The sequence below is a fragment of the Vibrio metschnikovii CIP 69.14 genome, from assembly GCF_000176155.1.
In the GTDB taxonomy this organism is placed as follows: Bacteria; Pseudomonadota; Gammaproteobacteria; order Enterobacterales; family Vibrionaceae; genus Vibrio; species Vibrio metschnikovii.
On sequence record NZ_ACZO01000006.1, the window covers coordinates 997,881 to 1,018,819 of the forward strand.

Genomic DNA, 20,939 nt, shown 5'->3' on the forward strand with positions numbered 1-20,939 from the left:
CACAGTTTCTCTCCCTCAGCGCATTTATGGTAAGCCTCGTCGTTCTTAATTTCAGAGTTATCAATAATTCATAACTATAAAAATAAATACAGCGCAAACTTGGAGAAAACTATGCTATCGACACAACAGGATGTCACGATAACCACCGTATCACCTTCAACATGGCGAAAATCTGATACCGTTTGGATGCTCGGACTTTATGGTACTGCAATTGGGGCTGGTGTACTCTTTCTTCCTATTAATGCAGGCATTGGCGGACTGATCCCTCTGATATTAATGGGCTTACTGGCTTTTCCGATGACCTTTTATGCTCACCGTGGTTTAGCTCGTTTAGTTCTATCATCGACCAATCCTGCTGCAGATATAACCCAAGTGATGTCTGAACATTTCGGAAAAAAAGCAGGTCGTATTTTTACTTTACTGTACTTTGTTTCCATTTTTCCTATTTTGCTGGTCTACGGCGTTTCCATCACCAATACTGTCGAAAGCTTTATGCTGCATCAATTAGGAATAATCCCACCGCCACGCTTTATTCTGTCATTTTGCCTTTTGATGTCACTGATTGGGATTGTTCGTTATGGCGAGGAACTGATAGTAAAAACCATGAGTATTCTGGTCTATCCTTTCATTTCAGTATTGATGCTCCTTGCTTTATATCTTATCCCGCATTGGAATGGCGCAATATTTAACCAAGATCTTATCCTTCACTCCGTGACCAGCGGCGATATGTGGCGGACGCTCTTACTCACCATTCCAGTGATGGTTTTCTCCTTTAGCCACACCCCCATTATTTCCACCTTTGCTAAATCAAAACGCAAAGAATATAGTGACACACTCGCAGAAAAAAAGTGTTCTCAAATTCTCGGTTATGCACACATGATGATGGTCGCGAGCGTAATGTTCTTTGTACTTAGTTGCGTACTCACGCTTTCGCCACAGCAACTTGCCGAGGCCAAAGCACAAAATATCACTATTCTCTCTTACTTAGCCAACTATCTAGATACGCCCGTCATTGAAATCATGGCCCCGATGATCGCTTTTATCGCCATTTCTAAATCCTTTTTAGGGACTTATATTGGCGCACAAGAAGGATGTTCTCGTTTAATCAGTGAAGGTTTTGAGCATCGAGGCTATAACATTAAACCCAGTACAATAAATACGTTGACCGTTATCGTCATGCTGATGACCACTTGGCTTGTCGCGACACTAAATCCATCGGTACTGGGAATGATAGAAGTGCTCTGTGGTCCAATCATTGCTCTTATCTTGTATATAATTCCAATGTACGCGATTCAAAAAATACCCGCGTTAGAAAAGTATCGAGGACTGACCAGCAATACCTTTGTAGTCATCATGGGGACTATTGCGATCTCAGCAACCGTATACGGCTTATTATAAGAAAGAGACGCTGACGCTGTCGGTAAGTTGTTAGTAAAAGTATTGATAACTTACCGTTCTATAACGTAATAGAATGAATGCGCAGACTATCAACCAATTTTAAATTCAGTTTTTTTATACTGTTTGATTAACCAAGGACCAAAGCTATCTAATAAACCAATCACCGAACGCTTGGGGATCACTCGCCCTTTCAGCAAAATTTTTAAGCGATCAACCTCAGTTTGTTTCTCTGGGTAATAACGTAAAAACTGCTCGCCGCACTGACGCGGATCATCAAACCAATTTTTGTCCTGATACATGACCAATGAATAGCTGGCACGAAGCAGTTTTTTAGCAATCATCTGCTGAGCGTTCGCCTGTTGAGCGGCATCATGGGTTTTGGCTATTTTATCACGATAAAACAGCAGCCAATCTTCGACATCCATATTCCAATACTTGGCGATTTCCCAACTTGGTTCATAATCACCAAAACATTCTGCGAGGTTATCGCCATAGACACAAACGCTACAGTGGCGCAGTAAAAAACCCCAAGAAAATAAACTGTCTAACGTCGCGACTTCTTTCACTTCAGCGGTTTTAAAACTGACATCAGTAATAAACGCAAAGCGTTTTTGAAAACGCCAACGAATGGTATTGATTAACGTCGTACGAGTGTTCTCGATTGAACCATAAGTCACCACAATCACATCCAGATTTGAAAAGTTGGGACGCGCAGTTTTGCGTGCCACACTGCCATAGAGATATACGCTATGTAGCTGCTCGCCTAATCCAGCGCGCAAAAAAGAGACCAACTCCTTAATCGCAGGTTGATAATCAATTTGGAAAGGCTGCTTGGCATCAATAGGCGACAAGGTCATGTCGTAAAGTAACTCAACAAGTGAAACATAAAGTTATGTTCTCCTATGCGCGCGTTCGAATCAATAGCCAAATCATGACCAACCGTGTCTTGCAAGACAATTTCCACTGCACAACAACTTTTTCTTTTCAGGAGCGCATGAAGCATTTCTTTTCTGGGAAAGCATTCGTTATAATGCGCCGAAATCAAGCACAAAGGGTATTTTCCATGCCAAAGGCAAGTGAACTAAAAAAAGGTTTTGCGATTATTTCTAACGGCAAAACATTGTTAATCAAAGATATCGAAGTCACCACTCCAGGTGGCCGTGGCGGTTCTAAAATTTACAAATTACGTTGTACTGACCTAACTACAGGTGCTCGCGTCGACGAACGTTATAAATCTGACGATTTTCTTGATACGGTAGAGATGAACAAACGCAATGTTTCTTTCTCTTATGTCGACGGTGATGATTATATCTTCATGGATAATGCAGATTACTCACAATTCACCTTCAAAAAAGCCGATATCGAAGATGAACTGCTGTTTATCACTGAAGAAATTCAAGGTCTACAAGTGGTACTGGTTGATGGTAAACCCGTTGCCATTGAATTACCGTCTTCTGTAGAGATGGTGATTGAAGAAACCGATCCATCGATCAAAGGGGCTTCTGCTTCTTCACGCACTAAACCAGCGCGCTTTGCCACGGGTCTAGTGGTGCAAGTACCTGAATACATCGCTAACGGTGATCGCATTGTGATCAATACCGCTGAGCGTAAATACATGAACCGAGCGTGAGCATGACAGACTTACTCTCTTACGATGAAGCCATCGATACCGCTTACGACATTTTCTTAGAAATGGCGGAAGATAACCTTGAACCAGCAGATGTCCTGCTCTTTGTTGCCCAGTTCGATGAGCGCGGCGCAGCTGAAGTGGTTGATATTAGTGATGATTGGGATGCGGAAGTTGGTTTTAGCGTCGATAAAGAGCGCTATGCAGAAATTTGCATAGGATTGGTCAATGAGAGTAACGACGTACTGGATGACGTTTTTGCACGTTTATTGCTAAGCCGAGATCCTGAACAAAAGTTTTGTCATATTCGTTGGAAACGTGACTAATATTCGTTTTGTTAGCCGACTAATCTAGGTTAACCCACTAACCGACAATGCCAACTCAGTACGAGTTGGCATTGTTTTTTGTCCTAAAAGAAAAATCGACTGAACATGACCGCTAAGTGGCCAAAAATCGTTATTCAACTAGCTGGTAATGAATCACATACAACTCTTCTATCTCCGGATAGATATCACTGATCACCTGTTTTAACTCAGTTAAAGTCATGTTTTCTTGCTGAGCATGAAACTCATTTAAGTCATCAAACTGGATCGGCTCAACATTGATGATTTTTAAACGGCAAAACCAACGCCCTTCTTCTAAGGTACTCACTTCAACAATAGAACCCGGTTGATAATCCTTCTCGCTTTGATCACGAATAGTGATGACTTTTTTTCCGGTTAAAATATCGCTTTCAAATCGTGAAAAGAAAGTCATTTCTGTAGGAATACTGGTCGAGGATACGGACATATTCTTCTCTCTTATTAGCCTGGAAATAGCTGACACTATAGCGAATAAGCCGAAGGCTTTAAATCGCAAAAAAATTATCTCTATAGCCCTTCCCTAAATACGAGCTATTAGGCTTGCTTTTTTTAGCTCACTCATTAATCATTTGTATAGATAAATAAATGTAATGGATTTGTATGCCTACTTCACCCCTGTACCAACAAATTAAACAGCACATTATTCACCAGATCGAATCCGGACAATGGCCAGTTGGTGAACGGATCAGCACCGAATTGGAATTAACTGAGCAATTTTCTGTGAGTCGCATGACGGTTAATAAAGCGATTCGAGATTTAGTGTCTGAAGGCCGCTTGCAACGTCGCCCACGGTTAGGCACCTTTGTCTGCGTCGCACCAGAAAAAGCCGAATCTCCACTGTTAGATATACGCAATATTGCCGAGGAAATCGTCAGTCGAGGTCAACGTTATCATAATAAAGTTCGCGCTCATCACCCTTTAATTGCCGATGAAACTCTCGCAACTCAATTGGGCGTCATGCTCTCTACTCCATTGTTTTATAGTGAAATATTACATTACGCGAACGATCAACCATTACAACTTGAAGTTCGTTGGGTTAACCCTAGGCATGCCCCTGACTACCTTCAACAAGACTTTACTCATATTACGCCTAACCAATACCTTTCCGAGGCCTGCCCACTCAGTGCGATTGAGCATACGGTCGAAGCTTTGATCGCTGACAAACCAATCAGTGAAGCGTTGCTACTCAAAGCTAACGAACCTTGCTTGCTGCTTAATCGGCGCACTTGGAGTGGTGAGCATTTAGTGAGCTTCGCTCAGCTCTATCATCCGGCCAGTAAGTACAAATTAAGTTCGAAAATTGTCTATTCACAACCATAGAGCCGATCACATTTTTGTAACATTACCATTGCATTCATCATCCGTTAATCCTATTAATTGTATATACATTAAATCATCCTTAACGACCTAATGTTACCTGTTTGGAAAAATCGTTCTCAGACGGTCGAAAAACAAGCGATTGAATTGAGATGAACGAACGTAGCCAATGTCGCTATAGCTTCAAGTAGCAAGGAAGTCGGTATCATCGCGAACCTCTGGCTCGCTAAGTAGGGGAAATGGAACACGTCTTAACCAATGCGCGTATAGTGAGTATGCAAGCTGGTGATATCGGCTATCAACCCAGTGAGCCGCTTTCAATTGTCATCCGTGACGGAAAAATTGCCGACATCACCACAAATACCTTCGCCGACCATCCACAGCGAACCAATTGCCAAGGCCAGTTAGTCACTCCGGGACTGATTGATTGCCATACGCACCTTATTTATGCAGGTCAACGAGCCAATGAGTTCGAACAACGCTTAAATGGCGTCTCTTATCAAACAATTGCCGCTCAAGGGGGCGGAATAATGTCAACGGTGCAAGCCACCCGTCAAGCCTCACAAGATCAATTAATCGAGTTAGCACTGCCTCGTTTAGATGGTTTATTACGCAGCGGGATCACCAGTGTCGAGATCAAATCTGGCTATGGGCTGACACTTGATGATGAAATTAAAATGCTCAAAGCCGCCAAAGCGTTGGAAGCCCACCGCCGAGTGAAAATTACCACCACCCTACTTGCCGCCCACGCCGTGCCACCTGAGTTTGCCGGTAAAGCCGATAGTTATGTTGATTTCATCTGTCAAAGCATCATTCCACAAGTGGCAGAGCAGCAATTGGCAAGTAGTGTGGATGTGTTTTGTGAATCGGTAGGTTTTAATCTTAAGCAAACTGAGCAAGTGTTTCAGTGTGCCATTGAGTATGGTTTAGCGATTAAAGGCCATACAGAACAGCTGTCCAATCTCGGGGGCAGCGCTTTAACGGCGCGCTATAACGGCCTATCGGTCGATCACATTGAGTATCTCGATGAAGTTGGAGTGCAAGCATTAGCACAATCAACGACCGTCGCGACTTTACTGCCCGGCGCGTTTTATTTTTTACGCGAAACACGTAAGCCCCCCATTGAATGGTTACGCCGCTATCAAATACCCATGGCGATTGCTACCGATATCAATCCTGGCACTTCACCATTTGCCGACCTGACCTTAATGATGAACATGGCTTGCACCTTGTTTGGCTTAACCCCGCAAGAAGCGCTGCGTGGGGTTACCACTCATGCAGCACAAGCACTGGGTGTCGCGGCAAGCCGCGGCCAAATTGCCGTCGGCTATGATGCCGATTTAGCCTTCTGGTCACTCAATCATCCTGCCGAATTGAGTTATCAAGTTGGTATCCCTTCTTTACAAGCCCGTATGGTTGATGGAGAGCTCTGTCATGACTAATTCCGTTTCCCCTTCCCATCTTTATCAGTGGCAAGGTCGTGATGATGTTGAAGATGGTGAACTTGGTCAGCGAGTCCACCATGTTATGCAAATAAAACACCTTGATGAATTAACCCAAGCCTCCCATAGCGTTGCATTGGTCGGCTTTGAATGTGATGCCGGTGTTGAGCGCAATAAAGGGCGGATCGGCGCAAAACATGCACCGAATTTAATTAAACAAGCATTAGCCAATTTAGCGTGGCACCATACCAGCTCGTTATGCGATTTGGGCAATATTCACTGCCATGATGATGATTTAGAGCAATCCCAACTCCGTTGTGCGCAGTTAATTGCTGACGGTTTACAACACTCACCAATGATTGTGCTTGGCGGTGGTCACGAAGTGGCATGGGCGAGTTTTCAAGGACTGGGAAAACATTTACTCAAACAAGGCATGAAGACTCCAAAGATCGCGATCATCAATTTTGATGCTCACTTTGATCTCAGATCCTTTAGCAGTGAGAAGGTATCCATCAAGCCCAGCTCTGGTACTCCGTTTATGCAAATCGCTGATCACTGTCAACAAATCGGCTGGGATTTTCATTACGCCTGCTTAGGTGTCAGCCGTGCTAACAATACGACCGCTCTATTCCAGCGTGCCGATGAGCTTGGCGTTTGGTATGTCGATGATAAAACCCTCAACGAGCGCAATTACGCTGCATTAATCGAGAAAATGGATGCATTTATCGCCGATTGTGATTATCTCTACTTAACCATCGATCTCGATGTCTTTCCAGCGGCGACCGCCCCCGGTGTCAGCGCTCCTGCTGCCCAAGGCGTAAGTTTAGATAATTTCCATCTCTACTTCGATCATCTACTGCAACACCATATTGATAAGCTGCTGATTGCCGATCTGGCTGAATATAACCCAAGCCACGATATCGATAATCAAACGGCGCGACTTGCTGCTCGTCTGTGTTGGGAAATCGCCAGTGCTATGACCCAGCACCAAGAGCAGTCACACGCTACCCCATCATCGGTTGAAGTTCAGAGCACTGACTCTCCTTCTGATGATATTTAAAGCTCAATCAAACGACTCACTCATTACCGGCCCCCATACTGGCTGAGTGGGTCATTCATCTATCCTCGATGATAAAAAAGGGTTTGACCCGCAAACGGAACCATGAATAAGGAGCAACACCATGTCACAACCACCCAATAACGATGTTCGTTTAGATACCACTCGCACTATTCGTGCTCCGCACGGCACGACTCTGCGCGCGAAATCTTGGTTGACCGAAGCACCACTGCGCATGTTAATGAATAACTTAGATCCTGAGGTTGCCGAACATCCTCATGCATTAGTGGTATACGGTGGTATTGGCCGCGCGGCGCGCAACTGGCAATGTTTCGATAAAATCGTCGAGGTATTAGAGCGTCTTGAAGAAGATCAAACGCTGTTAATTCAATCGGGCAAACCGGTGGCAGTGTTCCCGACCCATAAAAACGCACCACGAGTGTTGATTGCCAACTCAAACTTAGTCCCTCATTGGGCGAATTGGGAGCATTTTAATCAGCTCGATAAACAAGGACTGATGATGTATGGGCAAATGACCGCCGGCTCATGGATTTATATTGGTTCACAAGGCATTGTCCAAGGCACTTACGAAACCTTTGTCTCGGTTGCTAAACAACATTTTGATGGTCAAGCCAAAGGGCGCTGGATCTTAACCGGTGGGCTCGGTGGTATGGGCGGCGCTCAACCACTCGCGGCAACCATGGCAGGATTTTCAATGATTGCCGTTGAATGCGATGAATCGCGCATTGATTATCGTCTACGCACTGGCTATGTCGATAAAAAAGCCACTAGCTTAGATGAAGCGTTAGCGATTATTTATGAATCAGAGACGCCGGTTTCGGTCGGTTTATTAGGTAATGCCGCGGATGTTTTCCCGCAGTTAGTTGAGCGCAATATCACGCCTGATGTGGTGACCGATCAAACTTCAGCTCATGATCCACTCAATGGCTATTTACCGCAAGGCTGGAGCATGGAGCAAGCCGCGCAGCGCCGCTTAGAAGATGAAGCTAAAGTCACGGCAGCCGCTAAAGCCTCAATGGCCACTCAAGTACGAGCCATGCTCACCTTGCAGCAACGCGGCGCGGCAACCTTAGATTATGGGAATAACATTCGGCAGATGGCTTTAGAAGAGGGCGTTGCTAACGCGTTCGACTTCCCCGGTTTCGTTCCTGCTTATATTCGTCCCTTATTTTGTGAAGGCATCGGACCGTTTCGCTGGGCGGCTTTATCGGGCGATCCGGAAGATATTTATAAAACCGATCAAAAAGTTAAAGAACTCATCCCTGACAATCCTCACTTACATAATTGGCTTGATATGGCTCGTGAACGCATTCAGTTTCAAGGCCTACCAGCGCGTATCTGCTGGGTGGGTTTAAAAGACCGTCAACGGTTGGGACTCGCGTTTAATGAAATGGTCAAAAATGGCGAACTAAAAGCGCCCATCGTTATTGGTCGTGATCATTTAGATTCTGGTTCAGTGGCAAGCCCTAACCGAGAGACTGAAGCGATGCTTGATGGCTCTGATGCCGTCTCTGATTGGCCATTATTGAATGCGCTACTCAATACGGCCAGCGGCGCGACTTGGGTTTCGCTTCATCATGGTGGCGGCGTTGGTATGGGCTTTTCACAGCACTCAGGAATGGTGATCTGTTGTGATGGTAGTGACGATGCAGCCGAGCGCATTGCCCGAGTGCTGCATAACGATCCTGCTACCGGGGTAATGCGTCATGCTGATGCTGGCTACGACATCGCCAAGCGCTGCGCAGCGGAACAAAAACTCGATTTACCTATGCTTAACGCAGAGTTGGCTCAATTAAAATAATAAGGATAACCCATGCATCACTTAACCATTACTCCCGGCGAGATGACGCTGAGCCAACTGCGCCACATTAACTCATCCCCTGTCTGCTTGAGTTTAGATCCAAGCGCGATTCCAGCGATTGAACAAAGCACCAAAGTGGTCGAGCAAGTGATCACAGAAGGCCGAACCGTGTACGGGATCAATACCGGTTTTGGCTTATTGGCTAACACCAAAATCGCCCCTGAAGATCTAGAAACGCTGCAAAAAAGCATTGTCCTTTCCCACGCTGCTGGCATTGGCGCATGGATGGACGATGACACCGTGCGTTTAATGATGGTGTTAAAAATTAACAGCTTAGCGCGCGGCTTCTCAGGCATACGTTTATCGGTCATTGAGGCTTTAATCACTTTAGTCAATCATCAAGTCTACCCCTGCGTACCGCAAAAAGGCTCAGTAGGGGCATCAGGTGACTTAGCGCCTCTCGCCCACATGAGCACCGTATTGCTCGGTGAGGGACAGGCACGTTATCAAGGGGAGATCATTGACGGTGCTCAGGCACTGCGCATTGCTGGTCTATCACCGATTACTTTGGCGCCTAAAGAAGGACTGGCGCTGCTCAATGGCACTCAAGCCTCAACCGCATTCGCGCTGCAAGGCTTATTTATGGCCGAAGATCTGTTTGCTTCGGCAATCGTCTGCGGCGCAATGTCCGTTGAAGCGGCGTTAGGTAGCCGTAAACCATTCGACCCGCGCATACACCGAGTGCGTGGTCATCGTACCCAAATGGATGCGGCAGCCGCCTATCGTCATTTACTTGATAGTCGTAGTGAAATTGGGGATTCACATTCAGGTTGCGAAAAGGTGCAAGACCCGTATTCGCTACGCTGCCAACCACAAGTGATGGGGGCATGTTTGCAGCAAATTCGCCAAACTGCGGAAGTGCTTTGCGTTGAAGCGAATGCGGTATCTGATAATCCTCTGGTGTTTGCTGATGATGGCGATATTATCTCTGGCGGTAACTTTCATGCCGAGCCTGTGGCAATGGCTGCCGATAATCTCGCCTTAGCGATAGCCGAAATTGGTAGCTTGTCAGAAAGACGCATGGCGCTGTTAATTGATAGTGCGCTGAGTAAACTACCGCCCTTTTTGGTTGATAATGGCGGTGTCAACTCAGGGTTTATGATTGCCCAAGTCACCGCGGCTGCACTAGCGAGTGAAAATAAAACCTATGCCCATCCAGCCTCGATTGACAGTTTACCCACTTCAGCGAATCAAGAAGATCACGTCTCCATGGCAACCTTTGCCGCCAGAAGACTGCGTGATATGGCAGAAAATACGCGTGGGATTTTGGCGGTAGAATATCTCTCAGCCGCGCAAGGATTAGATTTTCGTGCGCCGCATCGCTCTTCTGAACGCATTGAACTGGCCAAGCAGATATTACGCGCCAAAGTATCGTTTTATGATAAAGATCGCTACTTTGCACCAGACATACAACAAGCGAACGAGTTGCTCAAACAAGCAGTACATAATGCTTTAATGCCTGAAGGCTTGCTGCCAAGTGTTACTCATCATGTAACCATTTGATAATAAAAGGTAATCCACTAACACAGGGATTGATCATCAGATTAATCCCTGTGCTATATCAGCGCAGCGTGCATTCGATTAGCTTATAAAATCTCCGCTATTATAGACAACCTACTTAGCCCAATTACCTATGATCGGTTTTCCAAGCAGTGCTAAAACAGCAATAAGGCTGACCTCAATCGAAACGGACCAACAAATATGGCCGATCATCTCACTCCAAAACTCATAACCATTAAGATTCCATAACCATCCTACTTGTCCATCAAGATACGCTAGATGTCGAAAACCTAATGCGGGGATCAATAGACCATGCATGACTAATGTAATTATAATTCCGTACACTGCCCCATACCAAAGTCTTATCTTGGGTGCTATTGCTGAGATGAAAATATAAACAAAGGCAAAAGCAAAACTAAATAGCCAGTGATAAAGCATTACCGCACCAGGGATAGTAATGCCTTGATAAACATAATCCAGCGAATGAGAGTTTACTCCTAGCCATCCTAACCAAGCATCAATATTCGCGGCAGGCGGCGATATTTCACCCGCTATACGTGGCGGCATATTAGCCTCAGTACCTGATTTTACGAGAGAACTAATAAAGCCCCCAATAAAGGTAGCAAGCACCAAAACCATGGCATTTTTTTTGTCTAAAATAAAATCAAATCTATTCATGTTTTGAGAGGACATTCTCGAGATCCTTTTTGGCTCGCACAATTTCTTGCACTGTCAGTAAAAACACGACCATCCACTGTTGATTTCGAAGATAGCTGTACAGTAAACATCATATGCTCATGTGATTTCAGTGTAGCTGTAGTTATCAGCATACTCCAAGATATCTTCATCTCTCTCGTATACCTTTATCTTTTACTATCTTTTACAGGACACACACCAAATAACTCCATTTCTAAGGATTAGTACTAAAAACTTATCAAATGATAGTGAAACTAACTCTGTCTCCAAGCGTTCAAGGTCTATTTAAACTAAATTAATTAAAACGAGGTTATAACAAGTAGGTAGATATCGTATATTGATTGAATTAAAAGAATGCATAATTCCAGCAAAGGTTCTGGTCTAGTTTTTATGCTGAGTTTTTATAGTAAAGCTAACACTTACTCCAAAAGATACAGGTGCATCTTTTGTTTTTTAAAAACCACCTTCGCTATTGCTGCCTGAGGCCGAGTACCGATAGCTGTCGCGCGCGACTTCTCTAGACTAGTGCAGATTTTTAGCCAATCCCTTGTATTAAAACTTAACCGTGACAGGATATTTGGCATTTTATCGCTCATCGACGCTTTGCCGTCTCGATATTGGCGAGCGGTCCAGTCAACCAACTCTAAATAATCCATCAGACGAAAAGGGATCCCCTCTCGCAGTTCATTAGTTGGATTACCAATAAAAGGATGCAAGCAAGGCGCTGTCACTAAATTTTTATTTAGTGCATCAATTCTGGCTTTTATCGAAGTAAATTCACTGGTTTCTGGGGTATCAGCGATCCCCGTTCGAATAGGATTTAAATCAACATAAGCCATTGCCGCTGCCAGTGCTTTTTCATCAAGTAGTGCTTGGCTTTTGAAACGGCTCTCCCAAAAGTGTCCAGTGCAATTGTCTTCTCGGTTAGCTTTACAAGCAATGTCGTAATTGAGCTCTTTCATAAACCAGCTCAAGCTCGATAACCTTTCCCGCCAAACGTCTATTAGTTCAATGCAGCGCGTTTGTTCAGCTAGGCTAGTGAGTTGTTTATTTTGCCAACGTTGGATTAGTACTGGGAGTTTATGAACTTGGCTCCAGCGATCAACGACTTGATGATGCGTGAGGTTTAACACCTTGTCTTGATTAATATTTACCACTAAATGGTAGTGATTGCTCATGATTGCGTATGCACAAATATCAATGCAATAGACGTTAGTTAACGAATAGATTTTTTGTTCTATCCATTCTCTTCGATGTTCATAACAACGATTGGTCAGCGTATCTTTTCCGCATAAAAAGCTACGCCTCACGCAGCGAGAAATGCAGTGATAATAAGATGTTACATCCGTAGAAACCAGTTGTTGTCGAGCGGTGGTCAAAGTAGTATCCTCCATTAAACGTGAAGGAACCTTAGCAATAAATGATGATTAAATGTGCTATCGAATCACCAAAAGACTAAAAATCATACTTTTTCCATACTTTTGGTGTGTGTCCCATAACATCCGCCATATGTCCCATAACATCCGTCAAAATTTGGCCAATGATCAGAAAACCGAACAAATACGCACTATAAATTTAGCTAACCCAGCCCCTGTCTTTGTACAAAAATCCCCATCACCTCATATTCACCCGCGCGTGAATGGCAAGAATACGCTGAGCTTCACGATTAACATCCTCTCGTTTGCGCCAAGCCCATAACCTATCTCGCGCTTGCTTAGCGCAAGCTGCCACATCAATCACTGGGTTTAAATAGCGACTATCGGCGGGCAATTGATACATCATGGCTTCCATAGGGCTCATTTGCCACGGTTCAAACAGCAAAGATAGTGGTACTTCTGCCAATTCAGGCACCCACTGCCGAATAAAAACACCTTGCGCGTCATGCTCTTGAGCTTGTTTGATTGGGTTGTAAATTCGAATCGTATTGATCCCAGTCACCCCAGCCTGCATTTGAAATTGAGCATAATGAATGCCTGGTTCAAAATCTAAAAATAGCTGTGCTAAGTGCCCGACCCCAGCACGCCAATTTTGATTCATATGATGAGTCAACACACTCACCAACATTGCGCGCATACGAAAGTTTAAATAACCGGTATGGTACAAACAACGCATACAGGCATCGACTAATGGAATGCCGGTTTGGCCGCTTTTCCAAGCTTCCAATAGTTCTGTATCCGGCTGACACGCTTGCGCCAGAAGCGGCTCATAAGCACGGTTTACACAGCGAAACTCCATCTCACATTCTGATTCAAATTTCTGTATGAAATGGCAATGCCAGTGTAACCGTGAAGCTAACGCAATTAAGCTCCGCCTTAGGCCTGCAGCATTCCAATAACTGAGTAGCGTTTGATACATCTCGCGCAATGAGATATTCCCCCATGCAAGATAAGGGGACATACGTGAACATGACAATCGGGCGAGCGACGGGCTGGATATCTGAAAGTAGTAATTTTTTGCTCTGCGCTGGAAAAAATCCTCTAATGTCTGTTTAGCGAGTGTCTCACCGCCCGTTTGTAGCCCTTTCTCTTTACGTCGCCAAGCTGATGGTACATTGTTATCCAAACCTAAATCCGTAGCACAAACAGAAATCAGTCCTTGTGTAGTGATATTCGGCATTGCTAATGGCGCCCGCATAATAGCTTGCCAGTGCTTATCCCAACCTTGACGGTGGGTTGCAGCGCGGCGCACTGCACCATAAGCACTTTGATGCCAACTTATCCCCTGCTCTGTACACCAATGCTGAATGGCAATATCACGCTCAAAAGTATTAACAAGGCCAACCTCCTGATGAGAATAAAGACCTTGAATCGAAAAATGTGCCGCTAATGTCGCCAAACCTTGCTCAGCCGAGACATTAGCAATCAGTATCTGATGACCAAATGAAGCGAGCTGTTGATTGATATCTTGTAGTGATTGCCAGACAAAACGCCAATGGCGCTCAGAATAATGACGGTCATTGAGCAGCATGGGCTCAAAGAAATACACCAACAGCGTCGGTATTCCGCTATCTAATGCAGCGCACAAGGGGGGATGATCACTTAAACGTAAATCACGCTTGAACCAAACAATGTTGATGGATGTAGTGCTCATCATACTTTACCTCGCTGACGACGACACCGTTCTGAACAATAGTTCACTTCATTCCAACAACGTTGCCACTTTTTCCGCCAACGAAAGGGGTGCTTACACACTGAGCAGAGTTTTTCAGGTAAAAAGGCTTTTTGATGACTTGTCATGGCCATTGATTGATTAGTGATCGTGATCTTAATTACGTGAAGCTTCACAACCACGATCACGGTTATAGCTAAAAACATGCTGTTTTATAAGCTAAAAATCCTTTCTTTCTGCCAAAAGGCACAAATTGTGAACAATTTAACACTGATTGGACCATTAAAACTTTTCTTGGGGCTATAATCGGCAACAGTTTTTATGAACAAGTGTTGATTATGCTGCTTAAACCTTATTTTTCATCTGCTGAACATCAATTTCAATTTACTCGCCGACAAGCGAGCCATTTTGCCAAGAAAGTGGCTGGTGATTTCAATCCGATCCACGACGAAGACAGTAAGCGGTTTTGCGTACCCGGCGATCTGCTGTTTGCAGTGCTCTTGAAAAAAAACGGTATTAGCCAAAAAATGCGCTTTACCTTCTCCGGCATGGTCAGTGATGGCGTTGCGCTGCATGTTGAAAATCAATGCAGCCAAATGAGTGCGTTGGTGGATGAATCTGGTAAAGAATATTTATTAATGCAACGCGAGGGAGAAGTTTCCCACGATGCGGTGTTTATTGAGCATGTGATTAAAAGTTATGTCCAATTTTCAGGCATGAACTTTCCACACATTATGGTGCCACTGATGGAGCAGCAACAAGTGATGATCAACTGCCAGCGTCCATTGGTGATTTATGAAAGTATGGAAGTGGAATTTGAGCGCTTGGATCTTAGCCATCCAGAAGTTGAGTTTAGCGGTGCCTCCTTCGATGTCGATGGTAAACGAGGCGTCGTGACCTTGAATTTTACCTTTAAAGATCAAGGCCAATTAGTCGGCAAAGGTATCAAACGTATGGTTGCCAGTGGATTAAAGCCTTATAACCAAGCCGATATTGATGATTTAGTGCAGCGCTTTAACGACCGCAAAGTGCGTTTTCTAGCTGAGTTATCACAAGCTGCCTAATCATTTCAGCTCCGCCACTATCGGTGGAGCTATATCATATCCAACGCCTAACTCGCGCTTTATAATGAGTATAACGCTCACCAAACACCCGCTCTAATACTCGCTCCTCAGGCTGGATCTGAAACCGATTCATATAACCAATAAACCCAAAAACAACCAATAAACTCACTATGTTGTGATGCCAATAAGCGATGCCAATCAATAGCAATAGTAATGCTAAATACATAGGATTACGGCTGTAGTTAAAGATCCCTGAATCGACAACAGTAGAAGCTTGATCCGGTTTGGTTGGGTTGACCGTAGTATTTGCTCGACGAAATTGTACAACGGCAGAAATACCGACCACTCCCGATAACATAATGCACAATGCAAAGATGAGCTTAGTATATGGAAGCGCAAGATCGGCAAAACTAAATAGATACGCTAACCGATTACAAAGTACCACTGCCACGATAAACAATGCCACCGGTGGAATTTTCAGTTCCAAATAACGCATAACTCCCCTCCTCATCGGTTAAACGGCCATCCGAAGATGACCGCTAGCGTTAGTTACAAGACCTCTAATAAAGCTTGGATAGGATGCCTTGGTTGTATCTCCTCAAAGCGTTTCACTTGGCTACGACAAGAGTAACCGGTCATCAAACAGCGTTCTTTGGGCAATTTTTCCAAACTCGGCTGCCAGCTTAGCGCATAAATATCTTTCGACATCTGTAGCTTATCCACTTCATGACCGAAGGTACCCGCCATACCACAGCAACCTACAGGTACGGTCTGCAATTTGGCGCCAAAATGGCTGAAGATCTGCCCCCACTCTTTTTCAGCATTAGGTAACTTGGTTTTTTCGGTGCAATGCGCTAGTAAATACCAAGGCTCTTGTCGCGCCTGTCCTTGATCAATATTCGCTTGAGTAACATTGGCTTGCGATGGCATCTCAGCCAAACGTGGCAATAACCATTCATGTGCAGTAAGCACCTCAAACTCGCCCCGTTGCTGACCTAAAATTTCCACGTATTCATCGCGATAACAAAGTACCAGAGCCGGATCAACCCCAACCATAGCAATATTAAGATCCGCGACTTGAGATAAAAAGCCAGCCGTACTGGTTGCTGTACTCTTAAAGCGTTGTAAAAAACCCTTAATATGTTGCGCTTTACCATTGGGCTTAAACGGCAGCAAAATGGGCTTTTTACCCAGCTTAATGACCAGAGCGATAAAATCTTCCACCACCTGCGCGTCATAATAACTGGTGAACGGGTCTTGTACGATAATCACATGTTCAGAGCGCTGTTGCTGAGAAAGCGCCATCAATTGTTGACGATCAAACGGCACAATATTATGGCGACGAGCGCGTGCCGCTAAGGTCGGAATAGATAAACGAGGGGTATCGACATAACCAACTGTCGCCGCCGTTAAGCGCTCAATCCATGGCTGACCAATAACCGCATTGACCACTTGTGGCGCTTTCGCCATCAGCGGTAACATGGTTTCAATGTTCGCGACTAAGTAATCTTTAACCGGACGTGGATAGCGAGTGTGATAAAGATTTAAGAAACGCGAACGAAAACTCGGCACATCCACTTTAATTGGGCATTGACTAGCGCAAGCCTTACAAGCTAAACAACCATTCATCGCTTCATACACTTCATGAGAGAAATCATACTCATGAGAGGGACGAATACGCTGCCGAACGCGATCCAATAGGCTTTTGACACTGGCTGTTTTCTGCAAAGCTTGTTGCTCTAAATCGAGGATATCAATCCCTTGCTCAGTCAGTTGACGCAACCATTCACGCACTAAACCCGCTCGACCTTTCGGCGAGTGACGACGGTCGGCAGTGACCTTCATCGATGGGCACATCGGAGAGCTAGTGTCGTAGTTAAAACATAGCCCATTGCCGTTACATTCCATCGCTTGTTTAAAGCTATCACGAACTTTAACGTCAATCTGCCGGTCAAAATAGCCACGCTTGGTATCTGATACTTTGACCAACTCAAAACTACTGTTGAGCGGTGTACAAATCTTACCGGGATTCATCTTATTGTGAGGGTCAAAAGCCGCTTTCACTCGGCGTAATTCGGTAAAGAGTTCCGCTCCGAAAAACTCAGGGCCGTACTCAGAGCGATAACCCTTACCATGTTCTCCCCACATTAAACCGCCGTATTTTGCTACCAACTTAACGACTTGATCGGAAATCTCATGCATCATTAACTCTTGCTTGGGATCACATAAATCAAGCGCGGGACGCACATGCAATACACCCGCATCCACATGACCAAACATACCGTAACTGAGGCCTTTTTCGTCAAGCAGCGCGCGAAATTCACTAATAAAATCCGCCAAGTGCTCCGGTGGTACACAAGTATCTTCGGTAAATGGCACAGGTTTAGCTCGTCCTTTCGCCGCGCCCAATAAACCTACCGCTTTTTTACGCATGGTATAAATACGGTTAATGCTGGCTAAATCATCACACACCTGATAACCAATAATCCCCGCTTGCTGCTGACTGATCATCACATCTAAACGCTGGGTCAATTGCGTGACTAATTGTTTTACCTGCTCTGGGTCTTGGTCTGCATACTCAACCATATTGATGCCGAGCAATTCCTTGCCCGGCACATCGGTTAATAAATCACTGACGCTATGCCAAACAATATCTTGTTTCGCTAAATTGAGTACGTTTGAATCTAGCGTCTCAACCGATAACGCATTGGCTTCAATCATCAACGGCGCATTACGTAATGCCGAATCAAAACTGTCATATTTGATGTTAACTAAGGTTCGCGCTTTAGGAATTGGGGTGAGATTGAGTTTGGCTTCGGTAATAAAGGCCAATGAACCTTCTGCGCCGCAGAGTACGCGGGTGATATTAAATTCGTCAGTATGTTCATCAAGAGCATTTTTTAAATCATAGCCAGTTAAAAAACGATTTAAAGGCGGAAACTTGGCGACTATCTGCTCTCGCTGGCCACGGCAGACGGCTTCGGTAACCTGCATGGCCTTTTCAGCATAGCTATTGGCTTGCGGGTCGCCCCGTGAACCGTCGGTTTCTAAGATTGACCCATCGGAAAATACCGCTTGTAGCGAGAGAACATGATCGGAGGTTTTACCGTATTTGAGTGAACCTTGGCCTGAAGCATCGGTATTAATCATCCCACCCAATGTAGCTCGGTTACTGGTAGAGAGATCGGGCGAGAAAAAATAGCCATAAGCACGCACCGCATCATTCAGTTGATCTTTAATCACACCAGCCTGAACCCTTACCCAACCTTGCTCTGGATTGATTTCAAGGATTTGATTCATATGGCGAGACAAGTCAACCACAATCCCTTTGGTTAAGGCTTGACCATTGGTGCCGGTCCCGCCTCCACGCGGAGAAAACGTGACACGTTCGAATTCTGGCCTAATACTTAATTGACCGATAAGCGAAACATCATGGCTGGTTTTGGGGTGGACAACCGCTTGTGGAAGTTGCTGATAAACGCTGTTATCAGTAGACACGGCTAAACGACTGGCATACTGTGTTTCGATATCGCCCGTAAACCCAGCTGTTTTTAACTCATGCAAAAAGGTTAAAACAACCGGATCAACATCAGATTGGAGGTGAAGTCTTGGTAACATTTGCTTCCTGCCCGAACGCCGCTGATCCAATCAGCGCTATGTAATGGGTGAGTTTTAATTTATTTTTTTGAGTCCGGTCACTTTACAACATTTAAATCAGTGATCAAATCAGAATCTTAACAACAATAGAGTTAAGCCATTTTTTAGATAACGGAAGAGTTGAAGGTCAGCTAAATCCAGCTATCGTTAAGTAAAAAAAGATACATTTTCGTCGCCTACTTTCCTAAGCGGTCACTGATTAACCACTTAGCCCTGACACATTCATGGACCTAGATATGAAAAAAAATAAAGTCGTTACCACAGAAGATATTCTATTGAAACTTTGTCAATCGGTTTCAACCGTACTCTCCTCAGCCACGGGGTCGAACATCACCTACTCGGCAATGGTACAAAAAATCACCAAAACTTCACTCAAACCAGACTTTGGCTGTTTCGTTTTGTTTGACGGCGGATTTTCTGGTTTAGTGGTAATTAACTTCACTTCTAAAGCCGCTTTAGAAGTGTATACCCAATATATGCGCAACATGGGCATGCCAGAAGATGAACTCGCGGTATTACACACCTCTGACGAGGTCGGTGATGTACTCGGTGAACTAATGAACCAACTGGTCGGTGATTTCACCAATAAAGTACGCAAAGAGTTACAAACCAACATCACTCAAAACCAGCCGAAAATGTTGTCACTCAACAAACAGGTTAACTTATCGGTTGATACTAACTTAGACCGACCACAAGCCCGCCGCGTAACCTTCTCGACCGAAAATAATAATATTTTCTACCTAGAATTGGCCATGGATCGCACTGAGTTTATTCAGTTGGAAGACTTTGAAATTCAGGAAGATGAAAGTCCAGACTCTATTTTAGCTGATACACAACAAAAGATGGCCGACAAAGCGGCCAATAAAGCGGCAAGCCAAGCAAATAGTGACCTCTCCGCCGATTTACTCGATGAACTAGGTATTTAAACAAGCCTCTATCTTTACCCTACTTGAAGTTGTCGCTTACCAACCGAGCAGCAACTTCAAGTTACCATCAAGATAACATCGAATTACCGGTTAATTCGTCCCGCCAGTAGGCGAATATCCAGCATCCCTTTCACTCCTTAGATAAAAACGGTAAAATAGCTGACTTTTCTTAGCGCTGCGGAACCGATTTTATAATTCGATGGATAAACAAAAAGCCTTAAAAAAAATAGCCAAATGCCTAGAGTTAGGTAACTCCGCTAATGTCAATGAAGCGGCCAACGCGATCAAAATGGCTCATCGGCTGATGCTCAAATATGGGTTGGATAAAGACGATATTGAGTTTATTAAAATGGGCAAAACCCAATCAACTCATCTTCTTCCTGCCTCCATCAGTTCCGGCATCTTACGTATTATCCGAGGCATTAATACCAAATTTGGTGTTGAAGCCGTTTTGATCAATCATAAAGGTTTAAAACGCGTCGAATTTATCGGTGAGGCAGACAGAGCGATTTTTGCCGCCTTTGCTTTTGATATTGTTTATCGTGAAATGAATGAGCAGACTGGGCAGTTTCGCAACAGCTTTGCTGGCAGTGGCACACCAACGACAGAAGTCTCGCGGCGCGTAAATTCGTTTTTATCCGGTTGGGTAGAAGGCGCACTGGAAAAATTGCCAACCATTACCCCTGACGAAAACTCAATGAATAAAATCAACAGTTACATTGATAAAGAGTTCGAAAATATTGATCGGGAAACCTTTAAGCAACAGCTACGTGATGCGATGAAGAACATCACCGCAGATTATGAAGTCGGGCTCAAAAAAGGCCGTAAAGTTTCCGTTAATAGACCGATTGATGGTGCACAAGCGCCAAAACGACTTAAATAACCTTGCGTCTATAACGCTCA

At 44.5% G+C, this 20,939-nt stretch carries 19 protein-coding genes; 11 read left to right on the plus strand and 8 right to left on the minus strand.

The window, feature by feature from the left end:
- Positions 1-111 precede the first annotated feature (111 nt).
- The gene (locus tag VIB_RS07920) at positions 112-1,398 is read left to right on the plus strand and encodes an SLC5/6 family protein (protein WP_004395427.1); all 1,287 of its coding nucleotides are present in this window, start codon (positions 112-114) and stop codon (positions 1,396-1,398) included.
- Between the two features lie 89 nt (positions 1,399-1,487).
- Here VIB_RS07920 and VIB_RS07925 read toward each other — a convergent pair whose 3' ends face one another.
- Positions 1,488-2,255 carry a nucleotidyltransferase domain-containing protein gene (locus VIB_RS07925; RefSeq protein WP_004395428.1) on the minus strand — a complete coding sequence of 256 codons (768 nt, stop codon included), beginning with the start codon at positions 2,253-2,255 and terminating at the stop codon, positions 1,488-1,490.
- A 206-nt stretch (positions 2,256-2,461) separates the two neighbouring features.
- On the opposite strand from VIB_RS07925, the gene yeiP reads away from it, so the two are divergent.
- Positions 2,462-3,028: an elongation factor P-like protein YeiP gene (gene yeiP / locus VIB_RS07930; protein WP_004395429.1), complete on the plus strand. Its 567-nt coding sequence runs from the start codon at positions 2,462-2,464 to the stop codon at positions 3,026-3,028.
- A 2-nt stretch (positions 3,029-3,030) separates the two neighbouring features.
- Complete coding sequence (locus VIB_RS07935; protein WP_004395430.1) at positions 3,031-3,351, plus strand: HI1450 family dsDNA-mimic protein; 321 nt, start codon at positions 3,031-3,033, stop codon at positions 3,349-3,351.
- A gap of 130 nt (positions 3,352-3,481) precedes the next feature.
- On the opposite strand, the gene yqfB is transcribed toward VIB_RS07935, so the two are convergent.
- A complete protein-coding gene (gene yqfB / locus VIB_RS07940; RefSeq protein WP_004395431.1) occupies positions 3,482-3,781 on the minus strand; it encodes a N(4)-acetylcytidine aminohydrolase in 300 nt (99 codons plus the stop codon).
- A gap of 206 nt (positions 3,782-3,987) precedes the next feature.
- Here yqfB and hutC point away from each other — a divergent pair, with 206 nt between their 5' ends.
- The 5 genes from hutC (at position 3,988) to hutH (ending at position 10,588) form a co-directional block, all read left to right on the plus strand.
- A complete protein-coding gene (hutC, locus tag VIB_RS07945; protein WP_004395432.1) occupies positions 3,988-4,707 on the plus strand; it encodes a histidine utilization repressor in 720 nt (239 codons plus the stop codon).
- A gap of 236 nt (positions 4,708-4,943) precedes the next feature.
- The gene (gene hutI / locus VIB_RS07950; protein WP_004395433.1) at positions 4,944-6,146 is read left to right on the plus strand and encodes an imidazolonepropionase; all 1,203 of its coding nucleotides are present in this window, start codon (positions 4,944-4,946) and stop codon (positions 6,144-6,146) included.
- Positions 6,139-7,206 carry a formimidoylglutamase gene (hutG, locus tag VIB_RS07955; RefSeq protein ID WP_004395434.1) on the plus strand — a complete coding sequence of 356 codons (1,068 nt, stop codon included), beginning with the start codon at positions 6,139-6,141 and terminating at the stop codon, positions 7,204-7,206. Before hutI ends, hutG begins: the two co-directional genes overlap by 8 nt.
- A gap of 121 nt (positions 7,207-7,327) precedes the next feature.
- Positions 7,328-9,025, plus strand: a complete 1,698-nt coding sequence (gene hutU, locus VIB_RS07960; RefSeq protein WP_004395435.1) for a urocanate hydratase — start codon at positions 7,328-7,330, stop codon at positions 9,023-9,025.
- A gap of 12 nt (positions 9,026-9,037) precedes the next feature.
- Complete coding sequence (hutH, locus tag VIB_RS07965; protein ID WP_004395436.1) at positions 9,038-10,588, plus strand: histidine ammonia-lyase; 1,551 nt, start codon at positions 9,038-9,040, stop codon at positions 10,586-10,588.
- Positions 10,589-10,699: 111 nt separating this feature from the next.
- On the opposite strand, the gene VIB_RS07970 is transcribed toward hutH, so the two are convergent.
- From VIB_RS07970 to VIB_RS07985, 4 genes are all read right to left on the minus strand, one after another.
- Entirely contained in the window at positions 10,700-11,278 is a 579-nt protein-coding gene (locus VIB_RS07970; RefSeq protein WP_224215253.1) for a YagU family protein, read from the minus strand.
- Positions 11,279-11,700: 422 nt separating this feature from the next.
- Positions 11,701-12,675, minus strand: a complete 975-nt coding sequence (locus tag VIB_RS07975; RefSeq protein ID WP_004395437.1) for a transposase — start codon at positions 12,673-12,675, stop codon at positions 11,701-11,703.
- A 220-nt stretch (positions 12,676-12,895) separates the two neighbouring features.
- Positions 12,896-14,374, minus strand: coding sequence for an FAD-binding domain-containing protein (locus VIB_RS07980; protein WP_004395438.1), 1,479 nt, complete (start codon positions 14,372-14,374; stop codon positions 12,896-12,898).
- Positions 14,371-14,517: a DUF2256 domain-containing protein gene (locus tag VIB_RS07985; RefSeq protein ID WP_083797774.1), complete on the minus strand. Its 147-nt coding sequence runs from the start codon at positions 14,515-14,517 to the stop codon at positions 14,371-14,373. Before VIB_RS07985 ends, VIB_RS07980 begins: the two co-directional genes overlap by 4 nt.
- A 210-nt stretch (positions 14,518-14,727) precedes the next feature.
- On the opposite strand from VIB_RS07985, the gene VIB_RS07990 reads away from it, so the two are divergent.
- On the plus strand, positions 14,728-15,453 hold the full coding sequence (locus tag VIB_RS07990) for a DUF3581 domain-containing protein (protein WP_040904366.1): 726 nt from the start codon (positions 14,728-14,730) through the stop codon (positions 15,451-15,453).
- Between the two features lie 34 nt (positions 15,454-15,487).
- On the opposite strand, the gene VIB_RS07995 is transcribed toward VIB_RS07990, so the two are convergent.
- Complete coding sequence (locus VIB_RS07995) at positions 15,488-15,949, minus strand: methyltransferase family protein (RefSeq protein ID WP_040904368.1); 462 nt, start codon at positions 15,947-15,949, stop codon at positions 15,488-15,490.
- 53 nt (positions 15,950-16,002) lie between these two features.
- On the minus strand, positions 16,003-19,071 hold the full coding sequence (ydiJ, locus tag VIB_RS08000; protein ID WP_004395441.1) for a D-2-hydroxyglutarate dehydrogenase YdiJ: 3,069 nt from the start codon (positions 19,069-19,071) through the stop codon (positions 16,003-16,005).
- A gap of 275 nt (positions 19,072-19,346) precedes the next feature.
- Between ydiJ and VIB_RS08005 the strand changes: the two genes are divergently transcribed.
- Complete coding sequence (locus tag VIB_RS08005) at positions 19,347-20,036, plus strand: DUF3334 family protein (protein WP_004395442.1); 690 nt, start codon at positions 19,347-19,349, stop codon at positions 20,034-20,036.
- Positions 20,037-20,235: 199 nt separating this feature from the next.
- The gene (locus VIB_RS08010; protein ID WP_004395443.1) at positions 20,236-20,919 is read left to right on the plus strand and encodes a DUF2786 domain-containing protein; all 684 of its coding nucleotides are present in this window, start codon (positions 20,236-20,238) and stop codon (positions 20,917-20,919) included.
- Positions 20,920-20,939: the final 20 nt, after the last annotated feature.

Excerpts from the sequence above, each read along its gene's own strand:
- VIB_RS07920 (WP_004395427.1), top strand. The coding sequence starts at position 112 with ATGCTATCGACACAACAGGATGTCACGATAACCACCGTATCACCTTCA.
- VIB_RS07925 (WP_004395428.1), bottom strand. The coding sequence starts at position 2,255 with ATGACCTTGTCGCCTATTGATGCCAAGCAGCCTTTCCAAATTGATTAT.
- yeiP (WP_004395429.1), top strand. The coding sequence starts at position 2,462 with ATGCCAAAGGCAAGTGAACTAAAAAAAGGTTTTGCGATTATTTCTAAC.
- VIB_RS07935 (WP_004395430.1), top strand. The coding sequence starts at position 3,031 with ATGACAGACTTACTCTCTTACGATGAAGCCATCGATACCGCTTACGAC.
- yqfB (WP_004395431.1), bottom strand. The coding sequence starts at position 3,781 with ATGACTTTCTTTTCACGATTTGAAAGCGATATTTTAACCGGAAAAAAA.
- hutC (WP_004395432.1), top strand. The coding sequence starts at position 3,988 with ATGCCTACTTCACCCCTGTACCAACAAATTAAACAGCACATTATTCAC.
- hutI (WP_004395433.1), top strand. The coding sequence starts at position 4,944 with ATGGAACACGTCTTAACCAATGCGCGTATAGTGAGTATGCAAGCTGGT.
- hutG (WP_004395434.1), top strand. The coding sequence starts at position 6,139 with ATGACTAATTCCGTTTCCCCTTCCCATCTTTATCAGTGGCAAGGTCGT.
- hutU (WP_004395435.1), top strand. The coding sequence starts at position 7,328 with ATGTCACAACCACCCAATAACGATGTTCGTTTAGATACCACTCGCACT.
- hutH (WP_004395436.1), top strand. The coding sequence starts at position 9,038 with ATGCATCACTTAACCATTACTCCCGGCGAGATGACGCTGAGCCAACTG.
- VIB_RS07970 (WP_224215253.1), bottom strand. The coding sequence starts at position 11,278 with ATGTCCTCTCAAAACATGAATAGATTTGATTTTATTTTAGACAAAAAA.
- VIB_RS07975 (WP_004395437.1), bottom strand. The coding sequence starts at position 12,675 with ATGGAGGATACTACTTTGACCACCGCTCGACAACAACTGGTTTCTACG.
- VIB_RS07980 (WP_004395438.1), bottom strand. The coding sequence starts at position 14,374 with ATGATGAGCACTACATCCATCAACATTGTTTGGTTCAAGCGTGATTTA.
- VIB_RS07985 (WP_083797774.1), bottom strand. The coding sequence starts at position 14,517 with ATGACAAGTCATCAAAAAGCCTTTTTACCTGAAAAACTCTGCTCAGTG.
- VIB_RS07990 (WP_040904366.1), top strand. The coding sequence starts at position 14,728 with ATGCTGCTTAAACCTTATTTTTCATCTGCTGAACATCAATTTCAATTT.
- VIB_RS07995 (WP_040904368.1), bottom strand. The coding sequence starts at position 15,949 with ATGCGTTATTTGGAACTGAAAATTCCACCGGTGGCATTGTTTATCGTG.
- ydiJ (WP_004395441.1), bottom strand. The coding sequence starts at position 19,071 with ATGTTACCAAGACTTCACCTCCAATCTGATGTTGATCCGGTTGTTTTA.
- VIB_RS08005 (WP_004395442.1), top strand. The coding sequence starts at position 19,347 with ATGAAAAAAAATAAAGTCGTTACCACAGAAGATATTCTATTGAAACTT.
- VIB_RS08010 (WP_004395443.1), top strand. The coding sequence starts at position 20,236 with ATGGATAAACAAAAAGCCTTAAAAAAAATAGCCAAATGCCTAGAGTTA.